The organism is Paenibacillus sp. JT31N7 (genome assembly GCF_059692095.1).
In genome coordinates this window covers 871,796-895,028 of the sequence record NZ_JCAUAT010000003.1, presented here as the reverse complement: position 1 = coordinate 895,028, position 23,233 = coordinate 871,796, and the positions used below count along the sequence as shown (strand labels likewise).

General features: G+C 54.4%; 19 protein-coding genes. 10 read left to right on the top strand and 9 right to left on the bottom strand.

Going from position 1 to position 23,233, the window contains the following annotated elements; genetic code table 11:
- Window positions 1-487: 487 nt before the first annotated feature.
- Window positions 488-2,203 carry an ABC transporter ATP-binding protein gene (locus AC58P5_RS18595; protein WP_497389072.1) on the bottom strand — a complete coding sequence of 572 codons (1,716 nt, stop codon included), beginning with the start codon at window positions 2,201-2,203 and terminating at the stop codon, window positions 488-490.
- 576 nt (window positions 2,204-2,779) lie between these two features.
- Between AC58P5_RS18595 and AC58P5_RS18590 the strand changes: the two genes are divergently transcribed.
- Window positions 2,780-4,126 carry a lytic polysaccharide monooxygenase gene (locus AC58P5_RS18590; protein ID WP_497389070.1) on the top strand — a complete coding sequence of 449 codons (1,347 nt, stop codon included), beginning with the start codon at window positions 2,780-2,782 and terminating at the stop codon, window positions 4,124-4,126.
- Window positions 4,127-4,334: 208 nt separating this feature from the next.
- Here AC58P5_RS18590 and AC58P5_RS18585 read toward each other — a convergent pair whose 3' ends face one another.
- Complete coding sequence (locus tag AC58P5_RS18585; protein ID WP_497389068.1) at window positions 4,335-5,267, bottom strand: LysR family transcriptional regulator; 933 nt, start codon at window positions 5,265-5,267, stop codon at window positions 4,335-4,337.
- Between the two features lie 141 nt (window positions 5,268-5,408).
- Between AC58P5_RS18585 and AC58P5_RS18580 the strand changes: the two genes are divergently transcribed.
- The 7 genes from AC58P5_RS18580 to AC58P5_RS18550 all read left to right on the top strand — a co-directional run bounded on the left by AC58P5_RS18580 (window position 5,409) and on the right by AC58P5_RS18550 (window position 13,686).
- On the top strand, window positions 5,409-6,407 hold the full coding sequence (locus tag AC58P5_RS18580) for a quinone oxidoreductase family protein (RefSeq protein WP_497389066.1): 999 nt from the start codon (window positions 5,409-5,411) through the stop codon (window positions 6,405-6,407).
- Window positions 6,408-6,575: 168 nt separating this feature from the next.
- A complete protein-coding gene (bioA, locus tag AC58P5_RS18575) occupies window positions 6,576-7,937 on the top strand; it encodes an adenosylmethionine--8-amino-7-oxononanoate transaminase (RefSeq protein WP_497389064.1) in 1,362 nt (453 codons plus the stop codon).
- A complete protein-coding gene (gene bioD, locus AC58P5_RS18570) occupies window positions 7,934-8,737 on the top strand; it encodes a dethiobiotin synthase (protein WP_497389062.1) in 804 nt (267 codons plus the stop codon). Before bioA ends, bioD begins: the two co-directional genes overlap by 4 nt.
- The gene (bioF, locus tag AC58P5_RS18565) at window positions 8,734-9,921 is read left to right on the top strand and encodes an 8-amino-7-oxononanoate synthase (protein WP_497389060.1); all 1,188 of its coding nucleotides are present in this window, start codon (window positions 8,734-8,736) and stop codon (window positions 9,919-9,921) included. Before bioD ends, bioF begins: the two co-directional genes overlap by 4 nt.
- A complete protein-coding gene (locus AC58P5_RS18560; RefSeq protein ID WP_497389058.1) occupies window positions 9,918-11,039 on the top strand; it encodes an alpha/beta hydrolase in 1,122 nt (373 codons plus the stop codon). The genes bioF and AC58P5_RS18560 overlap by 4 nt, the downstream gene beginning before the upstream one ends.
- Window positions 11,002-11,937: a methyltransferase domain-containing protein gene (locus tag AC58P5_RS18555; protein WP_497389056.1), complete on the top strand. Its 936-nt coding sequence runs from the start codon at window positions 11,002-11,004 to the stop codon at window positions 11,935-11,937. The genes AC58P5_RS18560 and AC58P5_RS18555 overlap by 38 nt, the downstream gene beginning before the upstream one ends.
- Before the next feature lie 396 nt (window positions 11,938-12,333).
- Window positions 12,334-13,686, top strand: a complete 1,353-nt coding sequence (locus AC58P5_RS18550; protein ID WP_497389054.1) for a lytic polysaccharide monooxygenase — start codon at window positions 12,334-12,336, stop codon at window positions 13,684-13,686.
- Between the two features lie 247 nt (window positions 13,687-13,933).
- Here AC58P5_RS18550 and AC58P5_RS18545 read toward each other — a convergent pair whose 3' ends face one another.
- From AC58P5_RS18545 to AC58P5_RS18525, 5 genes are all read right to left on the bottom strand, one after another.
- Window positions 13,934-15,481 carry a phospholipase D-like domain-containing protein gene (locus AC58P5_RS18545; protein ID WP_497389052.1) on the bottom strand — a complete coding sequence of 516 codons (1,548 nt, stop codon included), beginning with the start codon at window positions 15,479-15,481 and terminating at the stop codon, window positions 13,934-13,936.
- Window positions 15,482-15,688: 207 nt separating this feature from the next.
- On the bottom strand, window positions 15,689-15,838 hold the full coding sequence (gene rpmG / locus AC58P5_RS18540) for a 50S ribosomal protein L33 (RefSeq protein WP_497389050.1): 150 nt from the start codon (window positions 15,836-15,838) through the stop codon (window positions 15,689-15,691).
- A 38-nt stretch (window positions 15,839-15,876) separates the two neighbouring features.
- A complete protein-coding gene (locus AC58P5_RS18535; protein ID WP_497389048.1) occupies window positions 15,877-17,085 on the bottom strand; it encodes a GTP-binding protein in 1,209 nt (402 codons plus the stop codon).
- Between the two features lie 27 nt (window positions 17,086-17,112).
- Window positions 17,113-17,400 carry an ATP-binding cassette domain-containing protein gene (locus AC58P5_RS18530; RefSeq protein WP_497389046.1) on the bottom strand — a complete coding sequence of 96 codons (288 nt, stop codon included), beginning with the start codon at window positions 17,398-17,400 and terminating at the stop codon, window positions 17,113-17,115.
- Between the two features lie 348 nt (window positions 17,401-17,748).
- Window positions 17,749-18,771, bottom strand: a complete 1,023-nt coding sequence (locus AC58P5_RS18525) for a potassium channel family protein (protein ID WP_497389044.1) — start codon at window positions 18,769-18,771, stop codon at window positions 17,749-17,751.
- Window positions 18,772-19,192: 421 nt separating this feature from the next.
- Here AC58P5_RS18525 and serS point away from each other — a divergent pair, with 421 nt between their 5' ends.
- Window positions 19,193-20,479, top strand: coding sequence for a serine--tRNA ligase (serS, locus tag AC58P5_RS18520; protein WP_497389042.1), 1,287 nt, complete (start codon window positions 19,193-19,195; stop codon window positions 20,477-20,479).
- 534 nt (window positions 20,480-21,013) lie between these two features.
- Here the strand turns inward: serS and AC58P5_RS18515 are convergent.
- Window positions 21,014-22,180 carry a polysaccharide deacetylase family protein gene (locus AC58P5_RS18515; protein ID WP_497389040.1) on the bottom strand — a complete coding sequence of 389 codons (1,167 nt, stop codon included), beginning with the start codon at window positions 22,178-22,180 and terminating at the stop codon, window positions 21,014-21,016.
- A gap of 263 nt (window positions 22,181-22,443) precedes the next feature.
- On the opposite strand from AC58P5_RS18515, the gene AC58P5_RS18510 reads away from it, so the two are divergent.
- Window positions 22,444-22,575: a YjcZ family sporulation protein gene (locus AC58P5_RS18510; RefSeq protein WP_497389038.1), complete on the top strand. Its 132-nt coding sequence runs from the start codon at window positions 22,444-22,446 to the stop codon at window positions 22,573-22,575.
- A gap of 292 nt (window positions 22,576-22,867) precedes the next feature.
- On the opposite strand, the gene AC58P5_RS18505 is transcribed toward AC58P5_RS18510, so the two are convergent.
- Window positions 22,868-23,122 carry a hypothetical protein gene (locus AC58P5_RS18505; RefSeq protein ID WP_497389036.1) on the bottom strand — a complete coding sequence of 85 codons (255 nt, stop codon included), beginning with the start codon at window positions 23,120-23,122 and terminating at the stop codon, window positions 22,868-22,870.
- Between the last annotated feature and the right edge of the window lie 111 nt (window positions 23,123-23,233).

Here is a 23,233-nt window from a genome sequence, read left to right as displayed (position 1 = left end):
AAGAAAGCCGCGAGCCGGCCGCCCGGGGTTCCGTTGTGGCAGCATACGGTGCAGGCCCAGCCTCCCGGTTCACATGGCAATGCCGATGCAGGCCGCCCGCAGCCACTGCTTCAGCCCTCGCGGCTGGGGCTTTCTTAGTGTAAGCAGCGCGCTAGGTGCTTTTATCGAGATGCTTGCGCCTGCGGAGCAGTCGGCTGCGGGTGACTGAGCCTCTGCGGAAATCGGTTAAGAGCGCGAATTGGCATAAAAAAGAGCCGCTTAAAAGCGGCTCCATACTTGCTAGTGCGGCAGGTACCGGTCTAATTTCCGGTCAGACCTCCGCCAAACTTTCTTATCCGATCCTAATCAGCCTTTCGTCCGTTTACTGCCTGATTAGTATCCGATCATTAGCCATTTACTTCCGGATTGCGATCAAGCTTCTGGCAGACTCACATCGGCTTCCGACTGTTCGAATGTGCGCGTAAGACTCCTCACACACTCGCCGGCGTTACACGCCGAACTGCGCTTTGTGCAGGCCGCTGTATATGCCTCCGGCGGCGACAAGCTCCCTGTGAGTGCCTTCCTCGGCTACTCCCTGCTCGGTTACGACGATGATGCGGTCGGCGTTCTTGATCGTGGCGAGCCTGTGAGCGATTACAAGAGTCGTCCGCCCTTTCGACAGCTCGGTCAGCGATTGCTGAATCGCCAGCTCCGTGGCCGTATCCAGCGCCGAAGTCGCTTCGTCGAGGATAAGAATCGGCGGGTTTTTCAGGAAGATCCTCGCGATCGCCAGACGCTGTTTCTGCCCTCCGGACAGCTTGACGCCTCTTTCGCCGATCATCGTTTCCATCCCGTCCGGCTGCTTCAGGATAAATTCCTCCAGCTGGGCCTGCCGGGCCGCTTCCCAAATTTCTTCCTCGCTCGCTCTCAGCTTGCCGTAGGCGATGTTTTGCCGGATGGTGCCCTCGAACAAATACACATCCTGCTGTACAATTCCGATTTGGTTCCGCAGCGATTCCAGCGTCATATCCCTGAGATCTATTCCGTCGATGCGGATAGCGCCGCTTTTGCAGTCGTAGAAACGGGGAAGCAGGCTGCAGATCGTCGTTTTTCCCGCACCGGACGGCCCTACAAAGGCAATTGTTTCCCCGGCGCGAATGGTCAGGCTCAACTTGTCCAGAATGTTCTTCTGATCGTCGTACCCGAACGTAACCGAATCGAAGACAATGTCGCCTTTGAGCTTATCTACGCTCACCGCGTCCTTGCGGTCCGCCACATCGGGTGCCGTATCGATGATCGAAATGTATCTTTTGAACCCGGCAATGCCTTTCGGATAGCTTTCCAGCACGGCGTTGATTTTCTCGATCGGTCGGAAAAACACGTTGGACAGAAGCAGGAACGCGACAAACTGGCCGTACGTCAATTCGCCCTGGATAACGAAATAAGTGCCGCACAGCATAACGAAAAGCGAAACGAAGCGCATCATCATGTAGCTGATCGACATGCTTTTCGCCATCAGCTTATACGCAAGAAGTTTTGTGTGGCGGTACTGCTGATTGGTTCCTTGGAACAAATTCTTTTCATATTCTTCGTTCGCAAACGCCTGGACAACGCGGATTCCGCTAATATTGTTTTCGACCCGGCTGTTAAATTCGGCCACATTGCCGAACAGCCTTTCGTACGTGCGGGTCATTTTTTTGGTAAAATAGATGGCGAACCAGGCAAGCAGAGGAATGACAATAAACGTAAGCAGCGCCAGCTTCGTATGAATCGAAAGCATGAGCAGGAAAGCTCCGACCAATGTCATTATGGCAATGAAAACATCTTCCGGTCCATGGTGGGCAATCTCCCCGATTTCGTTCAAATCGTTTGTAATGCGGGTCATGAGGTGACCGGTCTTATTGTTGTCGAAGAACCGGAACGAGAGCTTCTGGATATGATCGAACAGCTTCTTTCGCATATCCGTTTCGATATTTACCCCTAGCATGTGACCCCAGTAAGTGACGACGTAATTCAGGACCATGTTCAGTAAGTAAATCGCCAGAAGAGCTATGCAAGCCCAGGTGATCAGAGACCAGTCCCCGCTCGGAAGAAGTTTGTCCAGAAACAAGTTCACCGCAAGCGGAAAGCCAAGCTCAAGCAGCCCCGCGATCACGGCACAGCCGAAATCCAGAATAAACAGTCCTCTGTAAGGACGATAATAAGCAAAAAAACGTTTAAGCAATCCTATCCCTCTTTCTTTCTCTATCATTTAACCGCGATGCACACACCTATCTAATATTGTAGTCCAAACCTGCCGAACAACAAAGCTAAAATTCGCGTTTAACCGAACCTTCCTGCGTACCTTGCCGGTTTCTATGAATAAATTTTCTATATCTACAAAAATAAGGGGTTGTCAAAATTTAGCATAGATTGTATGATACGGGTATAATTCTACCGAATTAACAACTATGTCCTCTCTTTCCGGGCAGTTTTGTAAGCGCTTAAACAAAGTTGATTCGCACCTCGATAACTTCCTTGCCAACCTGCTGACCGATCCGGAATGCCGCTCAACTCTGCTTACTCCGCCTTTTTACATCTCGCAAGAATATTTCCCGGTCCGCCACCTACGTATATAAGCTCCCTGGAGTTTATATAAATCCACCTGCTTTAAGGAGGGATAGCCGCAAGCGTTGCCCCGCGAATCTTCCGTTCTGCACATTGCGCAAGCTCAGAAAGGAGATGATCCAGGACTACCGCTGCCAGGATAATGATTTTTTGCCGTTCTCTTAGCATTCCCCATTAAAAGGAGGCCAATGTTATGTCAACTATTCGTATGTCCCGCTCTGTCACGACCCGGATTCTGTTCGCCGCCGGATTGTCTCTGATCCTTGCTTTCTGCATGCTTTTACTCGCTCAAAAAGCGTCCGCCCACGGCTATGTCGAATCACCCGGCAGCCGGGCTTACCTTTGTAAGCAGGGAACCAACAAAGACTGCGGAGCTGTCGTTTATGAGCCTCAAAGCCTCGAGTATGCGAAAGGCTTCCCGGCTGCGGGTCCTGCCGACGGTAAAATCGGGAGCGGGGGCGGAACTTTCCCGAAATTGGACGAGCAGTCCGCAACCCGCTGGAGCAAAGTGAACATCTCCTCCGGCACGAATACGTTCACTTGGAAGCTGACGGCCGCCCATGCGACGACAAGCTGGAAATATTACATTACTAAAGCCAACTGGGATCCGAATTCCGCTCTGACCAGAAACTCTTTCGATCTGACGCCGTTCTGCTCCGTGAACTATGGTGGCAAACAGCCGCCGTTCTCTTACTCCGATACTTGTAACGTTCCGGCCAGAACAGGTTATCAGGTCATCTTGGCTGTCTGGGAAATCGCCGATACAGCGAATGCTTTCTACAACGTGATCGACGTTAATTTCGGCGGCAGCAATCCTACCGATACAGTCGCTCCGACAGCACCGTCCGGCGCAGCCGCGTCTAACGTGACGACTACGGGCGCTACCCTGACTTGGGGTGCTTCGACGGATAACGTCGGAGTAACCGGGTATAAGGTTTATAACGGTTCCACGCTCGTTACGACAACAAGCGGATCCGCTACGACTTACAATGTAACCGGCCTCACTCCGAATACGGCTTACACCTTTACAGTGAAAGCCGTTGATGCGGCCGGCAATACTTCTCCGGCCAGCAATTCGGTGACGTTCACGACGGGATCGGCTCCTGCCGATAACCAGGCGCCAACGGCTCCTGCCGGTCTGACTGCCGGAACGGCTGCATCCTCTTCGGTCGCGCTGAGCTGGAATGCCGCAACCGATAACGTAGGCGTGACAGGATACCGGGTCTACAAGGGTACGGCGCTTGCGGGCACGGTTTCCGGCTCGACGCTTTCGTACACCGTTTCCGGCTTGACGCCAAGCACCGCTTACACGTTTACTGTACGGGCGATTGACGCCGCAGGCAACGAGTCCGCTAACAGCAATGCGGTTTCGGTAACGACAGCTTCCGGCCCGGCGGTTGCCGCCTGGGCGGCCAATACGGCTTACACAACAGGCAATCTCGTGACGTACAACGGCTCGACTTACGAGTGCCGTCAGCCGCACACTTCGATCGCAGGCTGGGAGCCTACCAACGTTCCGGCTCTGTGGCAGCTGAAGTAAGAGGCCCGACAAAAAAACCGATTTCCGGATATTTACCGGAAATCGGTTTTTTGCTTGTCAATTCGCGCGTTCCGGCATCTCAGGCAGACGGCAGTGCCCGCCCTCCGTTTTTTTTCTGCGGCAAATACCTTACCGGGCGGAACTGCCGCCGCATACCTGCCTGACGGCCGTGCGTGAGGATTCACGAACCCGCGAAGCGACTGTCCGTTTAGCTTGCATCTGCTCCCGAGACTGAACTCGCATTAGCTCCCGGTGCCGCATGTACACGCGTATCCTTTTCGCCTGTCCCCTCACTTTGCAAAAAATCCAGAAACCGCTTGAACGCTTCCGTTTTAAACAAATCCTTCCGGTAAATAAACACGACGTTGATTTCCCGGAATTCTTCGGGAATGGGATGCAGATAAACCTCCCGGGCCTGAACGATTCTGCTGATCGACGAACGGGGAAGCAGCGAGACGCCAAGACCGGCCGAGACGCCCCCGATGATGGCTTCCAGGGTACCGAACTCGATCATGTGGCGGGCTTCGACGCCTTCCTTAACCAGCAGCCGTTCGACTCTGTCGCGATGAGAGCAGCCGGATCCGAAAAACAAAAGAGGTTTCTTCAGCAGCTCGGCAAGATCCGTTTCTTTCGGCTCCGAAATCAACACGAGTTCTTCCTCGAAAGCGGGCTGACAGACAAGCTCTTCCTGAGAAACCGGGCCGTACACGAATGCTCCATCCAGCTCGTAATCTTTGATTTTCCGGATAAGCTGGTGTGAATCGGATGTGATCAGCGAAAGCTCGACCTCCGGATACAGACTGTGATAACGGGTCAGAAGCTGCGGCAAGTGGATGGCGGCCGTCGTTTCGAGAGAGCCCAGCCGGAGCGGGCCTTTCGGAATATCCGTCGCTTGGGCGGATTTCACGGCTTCTTCCAGCAGAACCACAATTTTATCGGCATATGCCAGCAAATTTTGTCCGGCGGCCGTCAGCTTCATCCCTTTGCTAGACCGGTAGAACAGCTGCGTTCCAAGTTCCGTTTCCAGCAGTTGAATCCGGTTGGTCACATTGGATTGGACATAATTCAGGCTATGCGCCGCCTTGGTGATGCTTCCCTCCCGGGCCACCGTACGGAATATTTTCAAATCACCGCTCTCCATCTGGACCTCCCTGACACTCCATTAGTGAAATTGATACCTTTGTTCATTTCTAATGATTTTACTTGATACCTCGCCCTGTGTAAAATTCAACGTGTCAGAACGTCGTTGTTCCAACAAGATTTTATACCGGAGGGATTTGTTATGAAAGCTGTTCTGCATAGAGAAAAAAGCGGGATCGACGGATTGGTCTATTCCGCAGCGATAGACAGGCGTCCCGGATACGGGGAAGTTAAAGTTAAGCTGATCGCAGCGGGTCTGAATCACCGCGATCTGTTCGTGATAAATGACCGGAATGCCGGAGATAAGCCGTTAATACCCGGCTCGGACGGAGCCGGAATGGTGACGGAAATCGGAGAAGGCGTTTCCTCTGACCTTCTGAACCGGGAAGTCATCCTGAATCCGACTTTAAACTGGGAAAAAGCGGATTCCCTGCCGGACGATCTTCAAATTCTCGGAAGTCCCTCCGACGGGACTTTTGCCGATTTCATCATCGTGCCTGCAGAAAATGCCGTCGCTAAACCCGCCCACCTCACATGGGAGGAAGCCGCTGTTCTCGGATTGTCCGCGCTGACCGCTTACCGGGCGTTATTCACCCGCGGAGGTCTTAAGGCAGGGCAGCACGTCGTCATTCCCGGTGTCGGCGGAGGTGTCGCCACGATCGCCCTCCAGATGGCCAAGGCGGCCGGGGCCCGGGTCAGTGTCTCGTCCCGAAGCGAACACAAGCTGGAGCTGGCCCGTCGGCTCGGAGCCGATTGCTGCTTTGAAAGCGGTGGAAGCTGGAAAGACCGCTTCGAAGGAGCGAAGGCGGATTTGGTGCTGGACAGTATTGGTCCCGCTACCTTCCCCAACTATTTCGACCTCCTCAAACCCGACGGGCGCATCGTCAGTTTCGGAGCCAGCTCGGGGGACACCGTCGAACTTCCGCTGCGCGCCCTCTTTTTTCCCCAGCTTAGCGTGATCGGAACGTCCATGGGCAGCTCGGAAGAATTCCATGCGATGCTCGAATTTGTGGCGAAGCACAACCTGAAACCTGTCGTCCATAAAGTGTTTCCGATGCGCGATGCGGTACAGGCTTTTGCCTACATGAAGGAGGGCAAACAGTTCGGCAATCTGACCCTGATGAACGACGTGGAAGCGTGAGTAAATTCAAATTGTGCAGAAAAGATCCGCTGAAAAAGCGGTTCTTTTTTTTGTGCTTTTCTCCTCTATCATTGGTTCTGCGAACTTGATATTTTCGCATGAAAACTATATTGTTAACCTGTTATTATAAATTTAGGTTAACAATTAAAACGGAAGGATGCGGTTTGATTGCTTACAAACTACGAACAATTGGCCGAACTGAACAAAGCCCACCTCTGGCACCCTTTTACACAGATGAAAGATTACAACGCTGCCGCCCCCGTCATCATCGAACGCGGAGATGGCGTCCGGCTTTTTGACACGGAGGGAAAAGCTTATTATGACGGTTTTTCATCCGTCTGGCTCAACGTACACGGCCACTGTGTTCCGGAACTGAATCAAGCGATTGTCCGGCAGCTTGAACTCGTTGCACACTCCACACTGCTCGGACTAAGCAATATTCCCGCCATCGAGCTGGCCGCCAAATTGTCGGAAATCGCCCCTGCCGGGCTCCGGAAAGTCTTTTTCTCGGATTCGGGCGCGACCGGGGTGGAGATTGCCCTGAAAATGGCTTATCAATACGCGCGCAACAAAGGCTTGGACAGCAAACGAACGTTTATCACGATGAAAGAAGCTTATCACGGAGATACGATCGGCGCGATTAGTGTAGGGGCCATTCCGCTTTATCACGAAGTTTTCCGGCCGCTGCTTTTTCAGGCTCATACGGTACCTTACCCGGATTCTTACCGGCACCCGGGCGGCGCATCGGGCGCGATGTCCGAAACGCTGGAAACACTGCGGCTTCTGCTCGAATCACGCGCCGACGAAATAGCCGGGCTCATAGTCGAGCCGGTCGTGCAGGGCGCAAGCGGCATTATCGTCATGCCCGAGGGATGCCTTCGCGAAATCGCCCGGCTGTGCCGCAAGCATGGCGTACTGCTGATCGCCGATGAGGTGGCGACCGGATTCGGGCGCACAGGCGCCATGTTTGCCTGCGATCTCGAAGACGTGGCACCGGATCTCCTGGTGGTGGGCAAAGGCTTGACGGGAGGCTATCTTCCGGTAGCGGCTACGCTTGCGACCGACGAAGTGTACGAAGCCTTTTACGCGGATTACGAGGAGCAGAAAACGTTTTTCCACGGTCACTCCTATACGGGAAATCCGCTGGGCTGCGCAGTTGCCCTGGAAAATCTCCGCTTGATGGAAGAGCGCCGTGTGGTGGAGGGCGTTGCCGCCAAGGCCGAATTTGTGTCCGCCAAGTTCTCCCCCCTGAAAGCATGCCCCCACGTGGGCGATATCCGGCAGCAGGGTCTTCTCGTCGGAATTGAACTGGTCCGCGACAAAAAGACCAAGGAGCCATACGCCTGGGAAGAACGGATCGGCGTTCACGTATGTGCGCGAGCCCGGGAACTGGGTCTGCTGACACGGCCGCTCGGCAATGTGATCGTCTTCATCCCTCCTCTGGCGAGCACGCGTGACGAACTTGGGGCCATGACGGACATTATCGCCGCTTCTATCCGTGACGTTACGGAACAGGGGTGGCGGCCATGAGCGGAATCCGGGGGATTTTCGTGACCGGGACGGATACCGGAACCGGCAAGACGGTCGTCACGGCCGCCCTGGCCGCCGCTCTGCGCTCGGAAGGCTGGAACGTCGGCGTCTGGAAGCCGGTACAGTCCGGCGAACCCATCGGCAGCGGACTAAGCGACGCCGAAAAACTTGCGGCGGGAAGCGGCGTTCCCGATCCGCCGGAAGAAGTGGCCTCCTTTACGTTCCGTGCCCCGCTTACGCCTTTACTCGCCGCCAAGGCGGAAGGCGTTCATCTGACGATGGACATGCTTTATGAGGCCGGGCAGTCCTTGTGTTCACGCTACGATGCCATGCTCGTCGAAGGAGCGGGCGGTGCCGCCGTCCCCTTGACGGAAGACGCCCTGCTGGCGGAATGGATCGCTTGCCTCCGCATGCCGGTGCTGATCGTAGCCCGCGCGGGACTCGGCACGATCAATCACACCCTCCTTACGGTCTCGTTCCTGAGGCAGCACGGGATTGACATTCTGGGTGTCGTGCTCAATGAAGGCACCTGCGCTACGGAAGTCCCCGACGCAACGAACGTACAAAACACGCCTGTCGGACAAGATCCGAGCATCGCCGGCAATGCCGCTTTAATCGAATCATTCGGCGGCGTAAAGGTTCTAGGCCATTTTCCGAGCATCGGGGATGCGCCGGGGCCGCTTCTTCTTGCGGAAACCGTACATACGACACTGGATCTGGCTCCCCTCCGGTCCTTCTTATCGGAGCGGCTGCAGCATCCTCCGGAACTCTCCGTAAAAACTCCCGAGGTACAGATATGACCGTAAGGAACTGGATGGAAAATGAACTGCAGATGTTGGCGGACGCGTCACTGGAGCGGACGCTGAAGGACACCGAAGTAGCCAGCTCGCTTCCCGGTCATTTGATACGCGGAGGGCAGACCCTTCTTGATCTGACTTCCAATGACTATCTGGGCCTGAGCCGTCATCCCGCCATCACGGAAGCGATGCAAAATGCACTGCAAGCGGATTGCGGATCGGGATCGGCGGCTTCGCGCCTTCTTTCAGGCAACCGGCCTCCATACCGCGAACTGGAAGCCGGGCTTGCCGCCTGGCAGCAGAAGGAAGCCTCCCTCGTATTCGCTAACGGCTATATGGCCAATGTCGGTGCGATCCGTGCCCTGGTTGGCCGGGGGGATACCGTGTTTTCCGACCGGCTCAATCACGCCAGCATAACGGACGGCATTGTTCTTAGCCGGGCCGATCATCTCCGCTATCGGCACAACGATATGGAGCATCTGGAACACTTGCTCAAAAAATCCGGTAAAGCAAGGCGCAGGCTGATTGTAACGGATTCCATTTTCTCCATGGATGGAGATACGGCGCCCCTGCACGAGCTGGTTGAGCTGAAACATCGTTACGACGCGAAGCTAATGGTCGACGAGGCTCACGCCGAAGGCGTATACGGGCCAAATGGCGAAGGACTTTGCCACGCCATGAACGTTCACCGGGAAACCGACGTCATCATGGGAACGTTCAGCAAAGCATTCGGCGTGTACGGAGCGCATATTACCGGCAGCCGGGCACTGATCCGCTGGCTGGTCAATAAGGCGCGTCCCCTCGTCTATTCGACCGCTCTGCCGCCGTCCGTTGTAGCCGGGATATACCGGGCACTCGGAATCGTACAGACCGCACACGTCCGGCGGAATCATCTCCGTGAAGTGTCCGCCCGGTTCCGCCAAAGGCTTGCGCAAGCCGGTCTGAGAGTCCTGCCGGGAGATTCGCCGATCGTTCCCGTGATTGCCGGAAGCAGCGAGCACACGCTTCGTTTGTCCGAGGCGCTTGAACGGCACGGTATCGCCGCCCCCGCCATACGCCCTCCGACCGTTCCGGCCGGCAGCGCCCGGATCCGTTTCTCACTCTCTGCGGCGCATACCGATGCCCTGTTAACCAAGGCAGCCGAATGTATCGCAAGTGCGGCAGCGGAAGCGGGGATTCTCACATGAAGCGTGAGCCTTATCAAGCGCCAAGCCGAGGCATTCCCCCGTCGATGGAGCAAAGCTCGGAGCCCGGCGATGAACTTAGCGATGAGCTTAGCGATGATAACGCGGGTCACTTCGTTGAGCATGGCACAGAGTATGACGGTGGGCATTTTACAGCGTATAGCGAAAAACATGCTGCGGAGCATGGAGCAGATCCCGGCGTTGAGCATTTGGAAATTCATCATAGAACAAAGCACTTCGTAGAGCTTGGCGCAGAACAGCACGAAAAACACTTCCCAGAATTCGACATAGAGCATGGCGTAAAACAGGGCAAAGATTATGAACGTTCCCACGTTTATTCGAGAAAACTCGGTTCGATCCTGTGGCTGAGCGGCTGGAGTATGCCCGCCGCCGTCTTCCATGATGTTCAGCGAGAGCTTCCGGGATTCCGGCATTTCTGTGCGGATTACGGCTCGGTTGAATCCCCCCGGGCTATCGCGGATTCGGTCCGTCGCCTCGCTCTGTCTCTCCGGGCTTGCGAATCGCATGGCGAACCGCATGAGAGAGCGTTTCCGGCTCCTCTGCTGATCGCGGGCTGGTCACTGGGCGGACTGCTCGCCCTGCGGCTTGCTTCCGAAGGATTAGCAGACGGGGTGGTCTTGTTAGGGGCTACCGCCTGCTTTGTGCGTCAGCCCGCCGAGCATCAGTTGGGCTGGCCTTCCGCTTCCGTGCAGGCCATGATTCCGGCGCTCCGTCAAGATGCGGGCCGGGTACTTCGGCAGTTCCGCAGGCTGATGTTCACGAAAGAGGAACGGCGGGACGGAATTGACGATAGTCTTCCCGAAGCGAGCGGTTGGAGCATGCCCGGGCTTATCGCAGGCCTTGAGCTCCTCGCTGCCGAGGATGCGCGGAGCGTACTGCCGGACATTCACTGCCCGGTCCTGCTGGTTCACGGCACGCACGATAAGGTATGCCCTTACGGCGCGGCATTGGAAATACAAGCGGGCATTCCGCAGGCCGTGCTCGTGGAAGCCGCCGGATGCGGCCATGTTCCCTTTCTGCAAAAAGAACGGCAAACCGCCGAAACGATAAGGAGCTGGTGGAATGACTCATCTCAGCGGCAAAATCCGGCGCCAGTTTGACCGCAGCGCAGCCGGGCTCTACGACCAAAATGCCGCGGTTCAGCGCTTTATGGCCGCGCAGCTTGCCCGGTTGATCCGGAACGAGCCGAAGGACACGCCGGACAGCCGGTTTGCCCGTATTCCCGCCGGCAATCTGCCGGTGCTGGAAATCGGCTGCGGCACCGGCCTGCTCACGGAGCGTCTGGCGGCTTTGCTTCCGCAAGACGGCGAACTGACCGCGGCCGATCTCTCGCCCGCCATGCTGGAAGCGGCGAAAAGCCGACTGTATGCCCGCAGCGGGCGGGATCGCCGGGCCGACGCTACCCCGGATGCCGCGGCGCCTGAGCCACCTTCGCCCGGCTTCGCGGAATACGCGCCGGACACGGTCCGGTTCCTTCAGGCCGATATCGAAGAGTGGGCCGCCGGTGCCCCCTCTTCTTCTTACGGGCTGATCGCTTCCAGCGCCTGCTTCCAGTGGTTCACCCGGCCCGCGCAGACGCTTTTTCATCTCCGCAGGCTCTTGAAGACTGACGGCAAGCTGATGTTTGCCACCTTCGGCCCGGCTACGTTTACCGAGCTGCACCTCTCTTTCGATAAAGCATACCGGGCTATGGATGTCCTGCCGCAGCGGCACGGTTTATCTTTTCATGGCACGGACGAGTGGACGGAAATGCTGCGTCAGGCAGGCTTCGCCGATATTCGGACGATGCGCTTCGTGCGGACCGAGTATTTTCCCTCCGTCAAACTCTTCTTAAATAGTGTGAAATCTCTCGGCGCAAGCACGACAAACGCCTCGCAGCTCCCGGGTCTGAGCCCCAGACGCCTTTTCAGCGGCATGTTTAACCATTACGAAAAAGATTACGGTACCCGGGGACGTATTCCGGTCACTTACGAGCTGCTGCTGATCCGCGCGATTTAAACCGGTTTAAGCCTTCGTTGTTCATTTTCTTTTTCTCTCGATAATTTAGAAATAAATGATTGAGACATGATGGTAAATGATGTATATTTTAGATAGAAAATGCTAGTTCGTTTCCCTATGGAGCTTACTTTAGTAAGTCTCCTCCTTCGTTAATGTAAGCGTTTTAAATCCCCGGCATTCGAATCCGGTATAAGCTCTCACGAGTTTATATAACTACACTCCCGAAAGGAGGCCGATTGGCAGCCTTGCTCCACAGCCGTCCGCAATTCAGGCTTCAACCGAAAGGAGGTTATTGACGAATTTATTCGTGATCGTGCGCCGTGCCCCTTCGTTCCGGATCGTGTTTTAGTCGATGAACATGAGTTCTAACCCATACCCATTCAAGGAGGCTCTTTTATGACCACTATCTCGCTGCGCAGTCCTGTACTCGCCAAATGTCTGATCGCAAGCGGATTAGCTCTGGTTTTGGCGTTCTGCCTGCTGCTTTTTACCGAAAAAGCGTCGGCCCACGGATACATCGAATCACCGGGAAGCCGTGGTTATCTGTGCGCGACCGGCAAGAATAAAAACTGCGGTGCCATCATATACGAGCCGCAAAGTCTCGAAGCCTACAAGGGATTTCCCGCAGCCGGGCCGGCGGACGGCAAAATCGCCAGCGCCAGCGGCCTGTTTCCGGAACTGGATCAGCAATCGGCCACACGCTGGACCAAAGTGAACATGTCTTCGGGTACGAACACGTTCAAATGGACCATCGAAGCGAACCATGCGACAACCAGCTGGAAATACTACATCACCAAGCAGAACTGGGACCCGAACGCGCCGCTGAGCCGCGCTTCCTTCGATCTGCAGCCTTTCTGCTCCGTCAACTTTAAAGGAAAACAACCGGGATTCACGTACACGGACACCTGTAACGTGCCAAGCAGAACGGGTTACCAGGTCATTCTGGCCGTTTGGGAAATCGCGGATACGGAGAATGCCTTCTACAACGTAATCGATGCCAATTTCGGCGGCAGTGGCCCGGCCGATACAACGGCACCGACTGCACCGTCGAACGCATCGGCTTCGAACATAACGGCAACCGGCGCTGCGATCAGCTGGAGCGCGGCATCGGATAACGTCGGTGTGACCGCCTACAAGATCTATAACGGCTCCACGCTCGTCGGCACGACTGCGAACGGAACGACTCTAAGCTACAACGCAGCCGGATTGACGGTGAATACGTCCTATACGTTTACGGTCCGCGCCACGGACGCGGCGGGCAATGACTCGGCTCCCAGCAATGCCGTGACATTCAAAACAACGGCCGCCGCAGCCGACACGACAGCGCCTTCCGCTCCGTCCGGTCTGCAAGTCGTCGGCTCTCCGACCTCTTCGTCGGTTTCGCTTAAATGGAACGCCTCCACCGATAATGTCGGTGTAACCGGCTACCGTGTTTACCAAGGATCGGCACTGGCAAAATCCGTCTCCGGCACAACACTGGATACCGTGGTGAGCGGATTAAGCGCAAGCACCGCTTACACATACACGGTTCGCGCCATCGATGCCGCCGGCAACGAATCGGAGAGCAGCAATGCCGTCAGCGCAACGACCGCCGCTCCTTCGGCAGCCGCTCCATGGGCGCCGAATACCGCCTATACGGCGGGCACGCTCGTGACGTATAACGGAAGCACATACGAGTGCCGCCAATCGCACACTTCCCTGGTCGGCTGGGAGCCTGCCAACGTCCCGACCCTGTGGTTAAAAAAATAAGTTCCGGCACGCGTGCCCCTGCTCGCCTCCCCTTTTGACCGAAAAAGAGCGGCCCTCCCGTTTTCCGACGGAAGGCAGCCGCTCTTTTTCTATGACGTAAACCGATTCAGGTCTATGTACGTTACGTCTCGGATGAAGCGCAGAGCGGCAGTGTCAATCGGGGTTGCACAGGGGATTCGAACAGAGAATTATCCCCCCCAAAAAAGTACGGCCATTCCCGTCAATCTCGTCAATCCCACCACGCCTGTCAAGTAAAATTTTGCGTCAGTTTGTTCCAATACGTGGATGGATGAAGAGCAGGATATTTAAAAAAGCTTTCCGGCCCGGAAATTTTCTCCGATACGCTTAGATCATAGTCGATCATTTTTTTCACTTTATCCGCAAACGCTTTGCCTTTGACCAGCACCCCCAGCTCGAAATCATGGCAGGCGCTCCGTTCATTGATATTGTATGAGCCGTGAAACACGCAGTCGGACCGCTTGTCGTAGGTGATTTTCCAATGAGAAAATCTCTCCGTATGACTGTAGTCATAGAACGCGACGCCTTTGAGAAAAGGCTCGTACATGTTGCTGCGCACCGCCGAGCCGTTGGTCGGATGGTCGTTCACACGCAGGGGGTTGCATATAGCGATGCATCTCGACCTCTGCTCATCCAGGCTTTTCAGCTCGTCCCAGAAGGCCTGGTCGATCAAATACGGATTCACGATCACCGTCTCGTCCCCGGCATACGTGAGCAGGGACAAATAATACTGCTGGATCACATTCACCGGATTCCCGGGAAAGCTCGCGTAAAGCGTGCATTCTTCATCACCGAAGCGCATATCCGTCTCCGGCTTGTAAAAGGGTTCTTCGGGATCGAAAACATCGCCGCCAAGCACCGTCCATTGAAAGGAAAAGATCCGGTTCAGCGTTACCGCCGCGGCTCCCCGTATTCGAAAACATCCGTCGTGCCACTCTTCTTCCCGGGCAGGTACGCCGAGCCTCGGACCCGCGTTCCCTTCCGCATGAGTTTGTCCGGGATCGGACAATACCGGCGTATGGAATAAATATTGATCCCCTACATTCACGGAGCCTACGATGGAGCTGACCCCGTCGACTATCATAAACTTGCGGTGATTCACTACGTTGACGCCCATCGTCATCTGCTCCTGGACATAATCCTGGAGAAAAAGGCAGCTTTCGGGCACCCCTTGGGAAGCCAGCTCCGCTCTCTTGGCGGGCCATTCTTCTTTGCCATAGCACGTTTTGAACGTATTGATAACCTGCCCTCCGGCGTCTCTGAGCTTTTCGATTACTTCATCCAGATCCCCGACGGCGAGATTCTTGTTATAGCCCAGGGCGGTAACCCCAAAGTCGGCCATCAGGCGGACTTTGACGCCCCGCTTCAGCGCGTCCAGCAGCGCCCCGGCGATTTTTTTCCCCGATACGTCGTTAAAAAACAGCATGACGGAAAAGTGGATATACCGCTCCGCTTTCCCGATTTCATCCAACAGGACCTCCAGGCAGTCCGGACCGTTCACGTATGCGTCGACCCGGTTCCCGGACGTGGTCTGCGGCAGCAGGGCGTTCAGCTTGGTCAGGTCCATAGGCTGCACATAAGAAGCCAGTTTTTCGATTACGTCCTGCCCGACGCCGGGGATGGACAGAAGCTGCTCGTATGTCGTGAAAATGCCCCCGATTTCCTGCCGGTAACGGGCAGCGGCCTCGAAAGGGATGTTCGCGGAAGCGAAGTCCATCACCTGCTGAGCCCCGTCGATCACCTTATTCACCGGCCCCCGGGAAAGCAGGTAGTTCATAAAATTTTTAACCCCCTCTTGCACCGCTGTCGCGTCCTCGCAGGAAGTTTGTTGCGATTCTTTATTCGGCATTTCCATAGTCAACCCTTCTCTCCGTTAGATGCGGCCATTTCTACTATACTTTTAAACAAAAAAAAGAGCGGTCACCCGCTCTTTTTCATCCAAAATAAGGAGAAAGCTCTCCACGTAATGATTCGATACCGTTTCTCAGCGCGTTTCCCTGTGAAGCGTATAGCGCTTAAGGCGGGGACAGTATTTGCGCAGTTCCAGCCGGTCCGGCCGGTTTTTCTTGTTTTTCGTCGTTATGTAGTTACGGTCGCCCGTTTCCGTGCACGCCAGCGTAACGGTCACTCTCATGCCCATTCACCTCCTCGTTTTCATTGACTTTATTTCGTTTAAAAGGAGGCTTCGTCCAGCTCTCCGACCACATTCGGCAGCTCATCCGTAAACCGGTTCCAGTCATTCCGCATTTCTTCTTCGGTCAGCAGGCAGGCGTCCAGGGAACGGACGATTCCCGGTTGATCCAAATCAAGTCCGATAAACACTACTTTGTTCATGCGGTCGCCGTAAACCGGGTCCCAGTGCGGAATGGAATCCTCTTCTTCCGCAAGGATCGCCTGCTGTTCCGCCTCGGGAAGCGCGGCAACCCAGTAGCCCGCCGGTCCGAACCGGATCGAAGGCCCCGCCTGGCTGAGATTCTGGGCAAACTTGTCCCGGGTAGCAAGCCATACGATTCCTTTGGCCCTCACGATTTCCGCCGGCCAATCCTCCATCCAGCTTTTCAGCCTCCGGGGCTCGAAAGGCAGGTTGCGCTCGTACACGAAAGAAGAAATTCCGTACTCGTCGGTTTCGGGGGTATGCTCCTCCTTCTCCATTTCCCGTATCCACCCGGCGGAAGTGCTGGCCTCCTCGAAATTGAACAGATTTGTGTTCAAAATTTCGGCGGGGGCCACTTCACCCATAACTGCTCGGATGAATTTCGCCCTCGGCTGAAGAGAGCGGAGAACGCGTTCCAGCTCCTGAAGTTCCTCCGGACTGATCCTGTCGCACTTGTTAAGCACAAGCACATCGCAAAATTCGATCTGGTCGATCAGCAGATCGACCACGTCCCGATTGTCCTCTTCGCTGACCGCCTGGTTACGGTCCAGCAGCGTTTCTCCGGATGCGTAGTCATGCCAGAACCGGAAGGCGTCCACCACCGTAACCATGCAGTCCAGGCGGCAGTACCGGGTCAGGTCGATGCCCTGATGCTCGTCGATATAGGTAAAAGTCTGGGCCACCGGCAGCGGTTCTCCTACCCCCGTCGATTCGATCAGAATGTAATCAAACCGGTTTTCTTGCGCCAGCCGCTCCACTTCTTTCAGCAGATCGTCGCGCAGAGTGCAGCAGATGCAACCGTTGGACATCTCGACCAGACTTTCATTCGTCCGGGATATCCCCCCGCCATCGCGGATCAGATCCGCATCGAAGTTCACTTCGCTCAAATCGTTCACGATAACGGCTACCTTTAAGCCGTCACGGTTGTTCAGCACATGATTCAGCAAAGTCGTTTTCCCGGCACCCAGATAGCCGCTTAATACCGTCACGGGTATTTTGTTATCCATTCCATCGCACTCCTTTATTCGTAATTATTACGATTTTTTTAAAAAAAGCCTCTCAGCGCTGTTAAAAGCGGAAATTGGCTGGGAAACATAGCCGACCCGCAGCTTTCTTCCTCCTTCGTTCACGGGAGTGAGATAACGGCTTCCTGTCCAGGGCTTGAGAAGACCGAGCAAAAGCTTCAGCAGCGTCGATTTCTCAGCGCCGTTCGGTCCGGTCACAGCGACAAATTCGCCGGACCTGATCTCAAGGGTTGCTCCTTCCAGACAAGGCGCGTCGTGATAACCGAACTCCGCCTCGTTTAATGCGGCGATTAGCATGTCCGCCTCCTTTCCGCCCCGTTATACAAGGGCAAACTGCATTTATATCACCTTAATAGTAATCGTTACGATTACATATAACGAAAAATATATCGCCTTTCGATTCATCTGTCAACGTCTAATTTTGAAAATCAATGAAAACTGCCCCTGCCTCAACCGAAACTCGAACACGCCCGGAAACGCACTTTTGCGGCCGCATATAGACTTGCAAGACCGGTTCCGCACAAAAAAAGCCAAACCTTCTGCAAAGGTTTGGCTCGTTTGCCCGGTCCGCCGTGTATCCGGACAGGCTTATCTAGGAACGGCTGAAGGATAAAAAGCTTCCGGCAGCCGGCCAGTCTTTTTTACCTAAGAATATGTATGTTCCTGCAATTGCTTGTACGTCTCGGGCGAGCACACGACAAATAGTTTCGCGTCCGCCGGAATCGGGTCGTTCAGCCGTGTATTGATGCTCAAATCCTGACGGTCGGCGAGCAGCGTCGCCCCTTTCTTAAGCAGGTCCTGAAAGGCGTCGTGATAGGTCTCCCAGGCGGGATTGACCGGCACTTCGTAAATTTCTCCCCCGTACTGCCTGCTGATCAGCTGCATGTACAGCTCCACGCTGCCTTCGTTGAGCGCCGAGCGGACGGCCAGCATGGAAACCGCATCATGTGAAAGAATGAAATCGTTTACTTTTACATGCCGGAAGTTCTGGATATGCTTCTCCGACATAATTTCCGCGGTCGTATAGACATCCGGGGCGAGTCTTTCGATGCTGGCCGCGATAAGCAGCGTTTTGCCGTCCACCAGGGACGAATCGCTGCTCGTTTCATCCGCGAAAACAATGGCCGATCTGGCTTTATCCAGCCCCGCCCGGATTAACGTCTTGTCCAGAGTGGGATCGCCGCTTACGTAATGGACCTTTTTGTGGTCGTACGGAATTTTCTCGTTTTCGTCGATAATGACGATTTCCAGTTCGGGGTCTGTTGCGATAAGTTCTTCTACGGCGGAATAAGCCTTCTTGTTCCAGGTGATCACGACGATGTGACCGCGGCCATGATAGTTCACTTTTCCGGTTTCCCTCCTTATTTTCAAGGTCGCAAAGGCATCAATGATTTTTCCGATTACGAGACTCAGAAGTCCGATTCCGAACAGATACAGAAAGATCGTGAACAGCTTGCCCACAGCCGTTTTCATAAAATAATCGCCGTACCCGACAGTCGCCATCGTCGTCATGACCCAGTACAGGCTGTTGAACCAGGTCTCGAACGTGTCCGGCTCCAGCCAGTAAGCGAGCACCGAGGCGAGCAGTACAAACATCAGGGCAAAAACAGCCAGCAGCCCATTGCTCAAACGTAACATCCGATGGGCATAACGCAGAAAAAAATGCAAACCTCGACACCTCCATGTGTTTATTTTACGGAAAATAACGGAAATTGTCTTCATTTGCCGAGAAGAAAAAGCTGGCTGCCAAAGGATAGGACTCCGCACAACAGAAAACCGGGATACCCGGATTTCCGCCCATTCAGGCGGGTGGGGGTTGAAACCGGCGCTGACCTGGTATATACTAAGCAAATCATTGATATCGGAATCACGCCCGTGAAGAGAATCCAACTCGGAGGCGTTATCGCCAAGGAGAAGCCCCGTGCTTTCCCTAAGTTAACCGGGTCCGCCCGTTACCGCGGAACTAAAGTGGATTGGACGGTACAAACGTCCGGTCAATTTGGGTGGCACCGCGAGAACATAAAAGCGCTCCTCGTCCCATGAAGACGACGGGCGCTTTTTGTATACCCAAAAAAAGGAGAGCGGTGCCATGTTAGACGTAAAATGGATACGGGCCCATCAAGCGGAAGTCGAGTACGCAGCCCGGCAGAAAGGAATCGAAGTATCCATCCCGGAACTTCTGAAACTGGACGAGGAGCGGCGGAGCCGACTGGCCGAGATCGAGGGGCTGCGGCAGTCGCGCAATGCGCTTACCGAAGAAATCGGCATCCTTCTTAAGCAGGGCGATCAGCCCGAGGCCGCCCGCAAGAAACAAGCGGTGAAGGACATTCATCTGCGTCTGAACGATCTGGAGGCGGCGTACCGGTTAACCGATCAGGCGTACACGGCGGCGATGCTGCGCGTGCCGAATCCCGTGTCGCCCGATACGCCGGCCGGACAATCCGACAAAGACAATATCGAGCTGTACCGGGCAGGCACTCTCCCCGACTTCGCATTCGAGCCGAAGGATCACGTAGCGCTGGGGAACCTTCATCGCATGATCGACATCCCGCGCGGCGTGAAAACAGCCGGCCCCCGCCAGTATTATTTGACGGGCGCGGGAGTCCTGCTGCACCGGGCGGTTCAGCAGCTTGCTCTGGACCTGCTCATGGAGAAAGGCTTTATGCCCGTGGATGTGCCGCTGATGGCGCGCGGGGAAGCTCTACTGAACACGGGCTACTTTCCGCTCGGGGAGGACCAGACTTTCAAGCTGGCCGAAGAAGAGAAATGGCTGGTCGGCACCTCGGAGGTCCCTCTTGTCTCCTACTACAGCAATGAAATCGTGGATCTTGCCGAGCCCGTAAAAATGGCGGCCATTTCCCTCTGTTTCAGGAGTGAGGTCGGCTCGGCCGGCAAAGACGTCCACGGGCTGTACCGTGTCCATCAGTTCGCCAAGGTCGAGCAAGTCATTATTTGCGAAAACGACCTGGAGAAATCGGATGAGCTTCTGCGGGAAATCACTAGAAACGCGGAAGAATTGATGGGGCTGCTGGAGCTGCCCTACCGGGTAGTCGCGGTTTGCGGCGGGGATATGGGGCAAAAAACGTATAAGCAGGTCGACATTGAAACCTGGATGCCGAGCAGGCAGGCCTTCGGGGAAACGCATTCGTCGTCGAATCTGCTTGACTTCCAGGCCCGGCGCTCCAACATCCGCTACCGGAATGCGGAAGGAAGGCTGACCTACGCGTATACGCTGAACAACACGGCGGTCGCTTCGCCGCGCATTCTGATCCCGCTGCTCGAAAATCATCAGCAGGAGGACGGTTCGATCCGTATACCCGAGGCGCTGAGAAAGTACATGAACGGCATCAGTGAAATCCGGGCCGTGCGCGAATAAAAAACGCCGGAAATTCACCGGCAGCCGAGGGTCCCTTCCGCCAGGAAGGGACTTTTTCAACGGTACGCAAGGTGGCCGCGGAAAAAAGACATAAAAAAAGCGCCTTCCGGCACCGTTTCGAAACAAACAGACACGTAAATAGGGACCCCGGTTATCCGTGATAATCGGCAGGCCCCTATGCTTGATTGAACGTATTCAATTGTTTGTTTACACTCCATTCTTCTTCAAACGATTCCTGGGTTCCCGCACGCCTCGACTTCGATTATTAAGGGCATGCTTCGCTAACTGGGTACAATGGATTCATCTCCCTTCCTGTAGTCTGGACTTCGGATGGTTATGGTCCTATAGGGATCACCCCTGGCTGTCAAGTTGAAGTGTTAATCTCCTTATACCCATTTAAAATTTGTGTTCCTCCTTGGTTTTATCTTACATCAAATATTAAACTATTGTAAATATTCAGAAAATATCGAAAATAGGCGAAATAACCGTTTTACCGGTTTCATTCACCTGTTTTCTCGTATTTTCTAAAATTCTCTACGATTTTGTAAGCGTTTCAATGTTTTTTGTTTTACCCGGAGTCAGACGCTCGAAAAACGAATTGCGCAAAGGATTATGGGCGATTTGAATACCCAGTACATTCTCCAGATCTTTGAAATGAATATACGTTTTGCGGGATTTTAACAGAAGGGGATGTTTCAGCGGAATTTGTTTCCCTTCTGTCTCAATGGTGCCCGAATCGGGATTTAACTGATACGGTTTGCCATGGAGATAGAATGTGACGGTCCGGTTTTTGTTCCGGATCATCGTGCCGCCCAAATCTTTCAGCGTGTCGCGCAGGGGCACGTAATGATAATCCCGGTTGAAGTCCAACACGTTACGCTGGATAGTCCGGTTCAAAACCTGGGGCGTAATATCCGGGCTTCCGGCCGTAATGCGTGAAATTTGCATAGGATCGTCGGCTCTTGTCGTTATTTCGCTGAGAACGGTAAAACCGTATTTATAGCCGACACTCTGAAGGAGCGAGGTAGCCCGGTTATCGTAATAGCCGAACGGATACGCGAAGGAATCGACTTCCTCTTCTCCCGCTTTTTTCAGTTGTTTCTTGCAGTCGAGGGCGTCGTTGACCACCCGCTTCTTGTACTGTTCCTCCGTCTCCTGCTTGCCGTCCACTACAATGTTCGTCGTCAGCAGCGGTTTCCCGTTCTGCTTGTCGTGCATGCTGTCGGAATGACACTGGCAGGAAATGTTGGCATCGCGATCCGTTGCGATCGTCCGCAGCTGCCCTTCGTCGAGAAAATGAAGCTTACGCGCACGAGGGTCCGCCAGCGTTCCCGTGATTTCGAAATTAACGGCCGGAACCTGAAGCTCCTTCAGCACCGGATAAGCCTGATCGTAAAGACTCTCGTACCCGTCGTCGAACGTAACCAGGACGGCATTCTCCGGCACTTCCCCACCCGCCATAAAGCTTTTGAACTGCTGAAGCGTGATGAAATGATAATTTTCTTTCTTCAGAAAAGCCAGTTGACTGCGGAACAACGCCGGTGTAATCGTGACGTTGCTCGTATCGGTATCGCTGATGTGGTGATACAGTAGGACGGCAACCTGATCTTTGTAGGTAAAACGCGGAGCGCTCTGGCGCACCAGGTAAATCGATCCTGCAACGAGGAGAAGAGATAGAAAAATTTTGAGTGCTTTCTTCATACTGCCTATTACCCCTTTTTCAAAATAAAGAAGACTTTATAAGGTTCCATCTGTATCCGTCCGCTTCCTTCCGCATCCGGCTTCATAAATTATTAATTTTTTGTAATTTATTATCCATATTTTTACATTTTATACTTTCACTTCTTCTATCACCCTCTTTCATCCGGGCGCTCTCCCTTACGGGTCATACGCACAGTCGCTTCCCCTCTTCTTGTCATATGCTGTACGGTAAAGTCAATTAAACAAAGAGGAGTTGGATCGATATGGGTTACGTTGGAGGAGTTGGAGCAGGAGTAGGTTGCGGCGGTGGCTACGGTGGAGGTTTCACTAGCACGGCGGCTATTCTGGTTCTCTTCATTCTGCTGGTTATTATCAGCCGCACTTTCCTGTACTAAGTTAAAGAATGCGCTTCAAACCAGCCAGAATACGCAGTCGACCGTTCGATCAGGCGCCTTTTGCGGGCGCCTTTTTGTTTTTTTTGCGCTCCCCCGGCCGCACATCTATCCGGTTTTTTTACATACACGGATAAGAACGATTGGAAATTAAAAAAGTTACCGGTTTCCGCCGTTTATTCGATGTCATCCGATTTTGTGAAAAAGGGGCCACTGCCGAAACAAATAGGGAGAAGTCCAACTCCGTTCAACCCGATTAACCCGCCTGGCAAGCAGGCGGGTGTTTTTCTGTCCTTTAAGATTTTTCTTCGGACGAATCCGGGCCTTTTTCCTCCAGCCGATGCGTATACCGGTCGTACCGGCCGTCAAGCTCCTCGGCCATTTCCCGGTACTTCCGGGTTTCCTCGACCACGGGATCCATTAGAGCCTGTATGCGGATTTCCGTCTTGGCGGGAAGACGTCTTCTCGCGGATTCCTCTCTGTCTTCTTCCTTCATCTCGCCTTCCGTCAGTTTGCGGATCAGCTGTTCTTCCATTTCTTTGGCATCCATTCCCGTTACACTCCTTTCATAAACCGGCCCTGTTCGGACCGAACATCTTCTTCTATATTACCCGCTTAAAAGAACCCTACACCCGCCGCACTCCAACCGCGCAGCAGACGC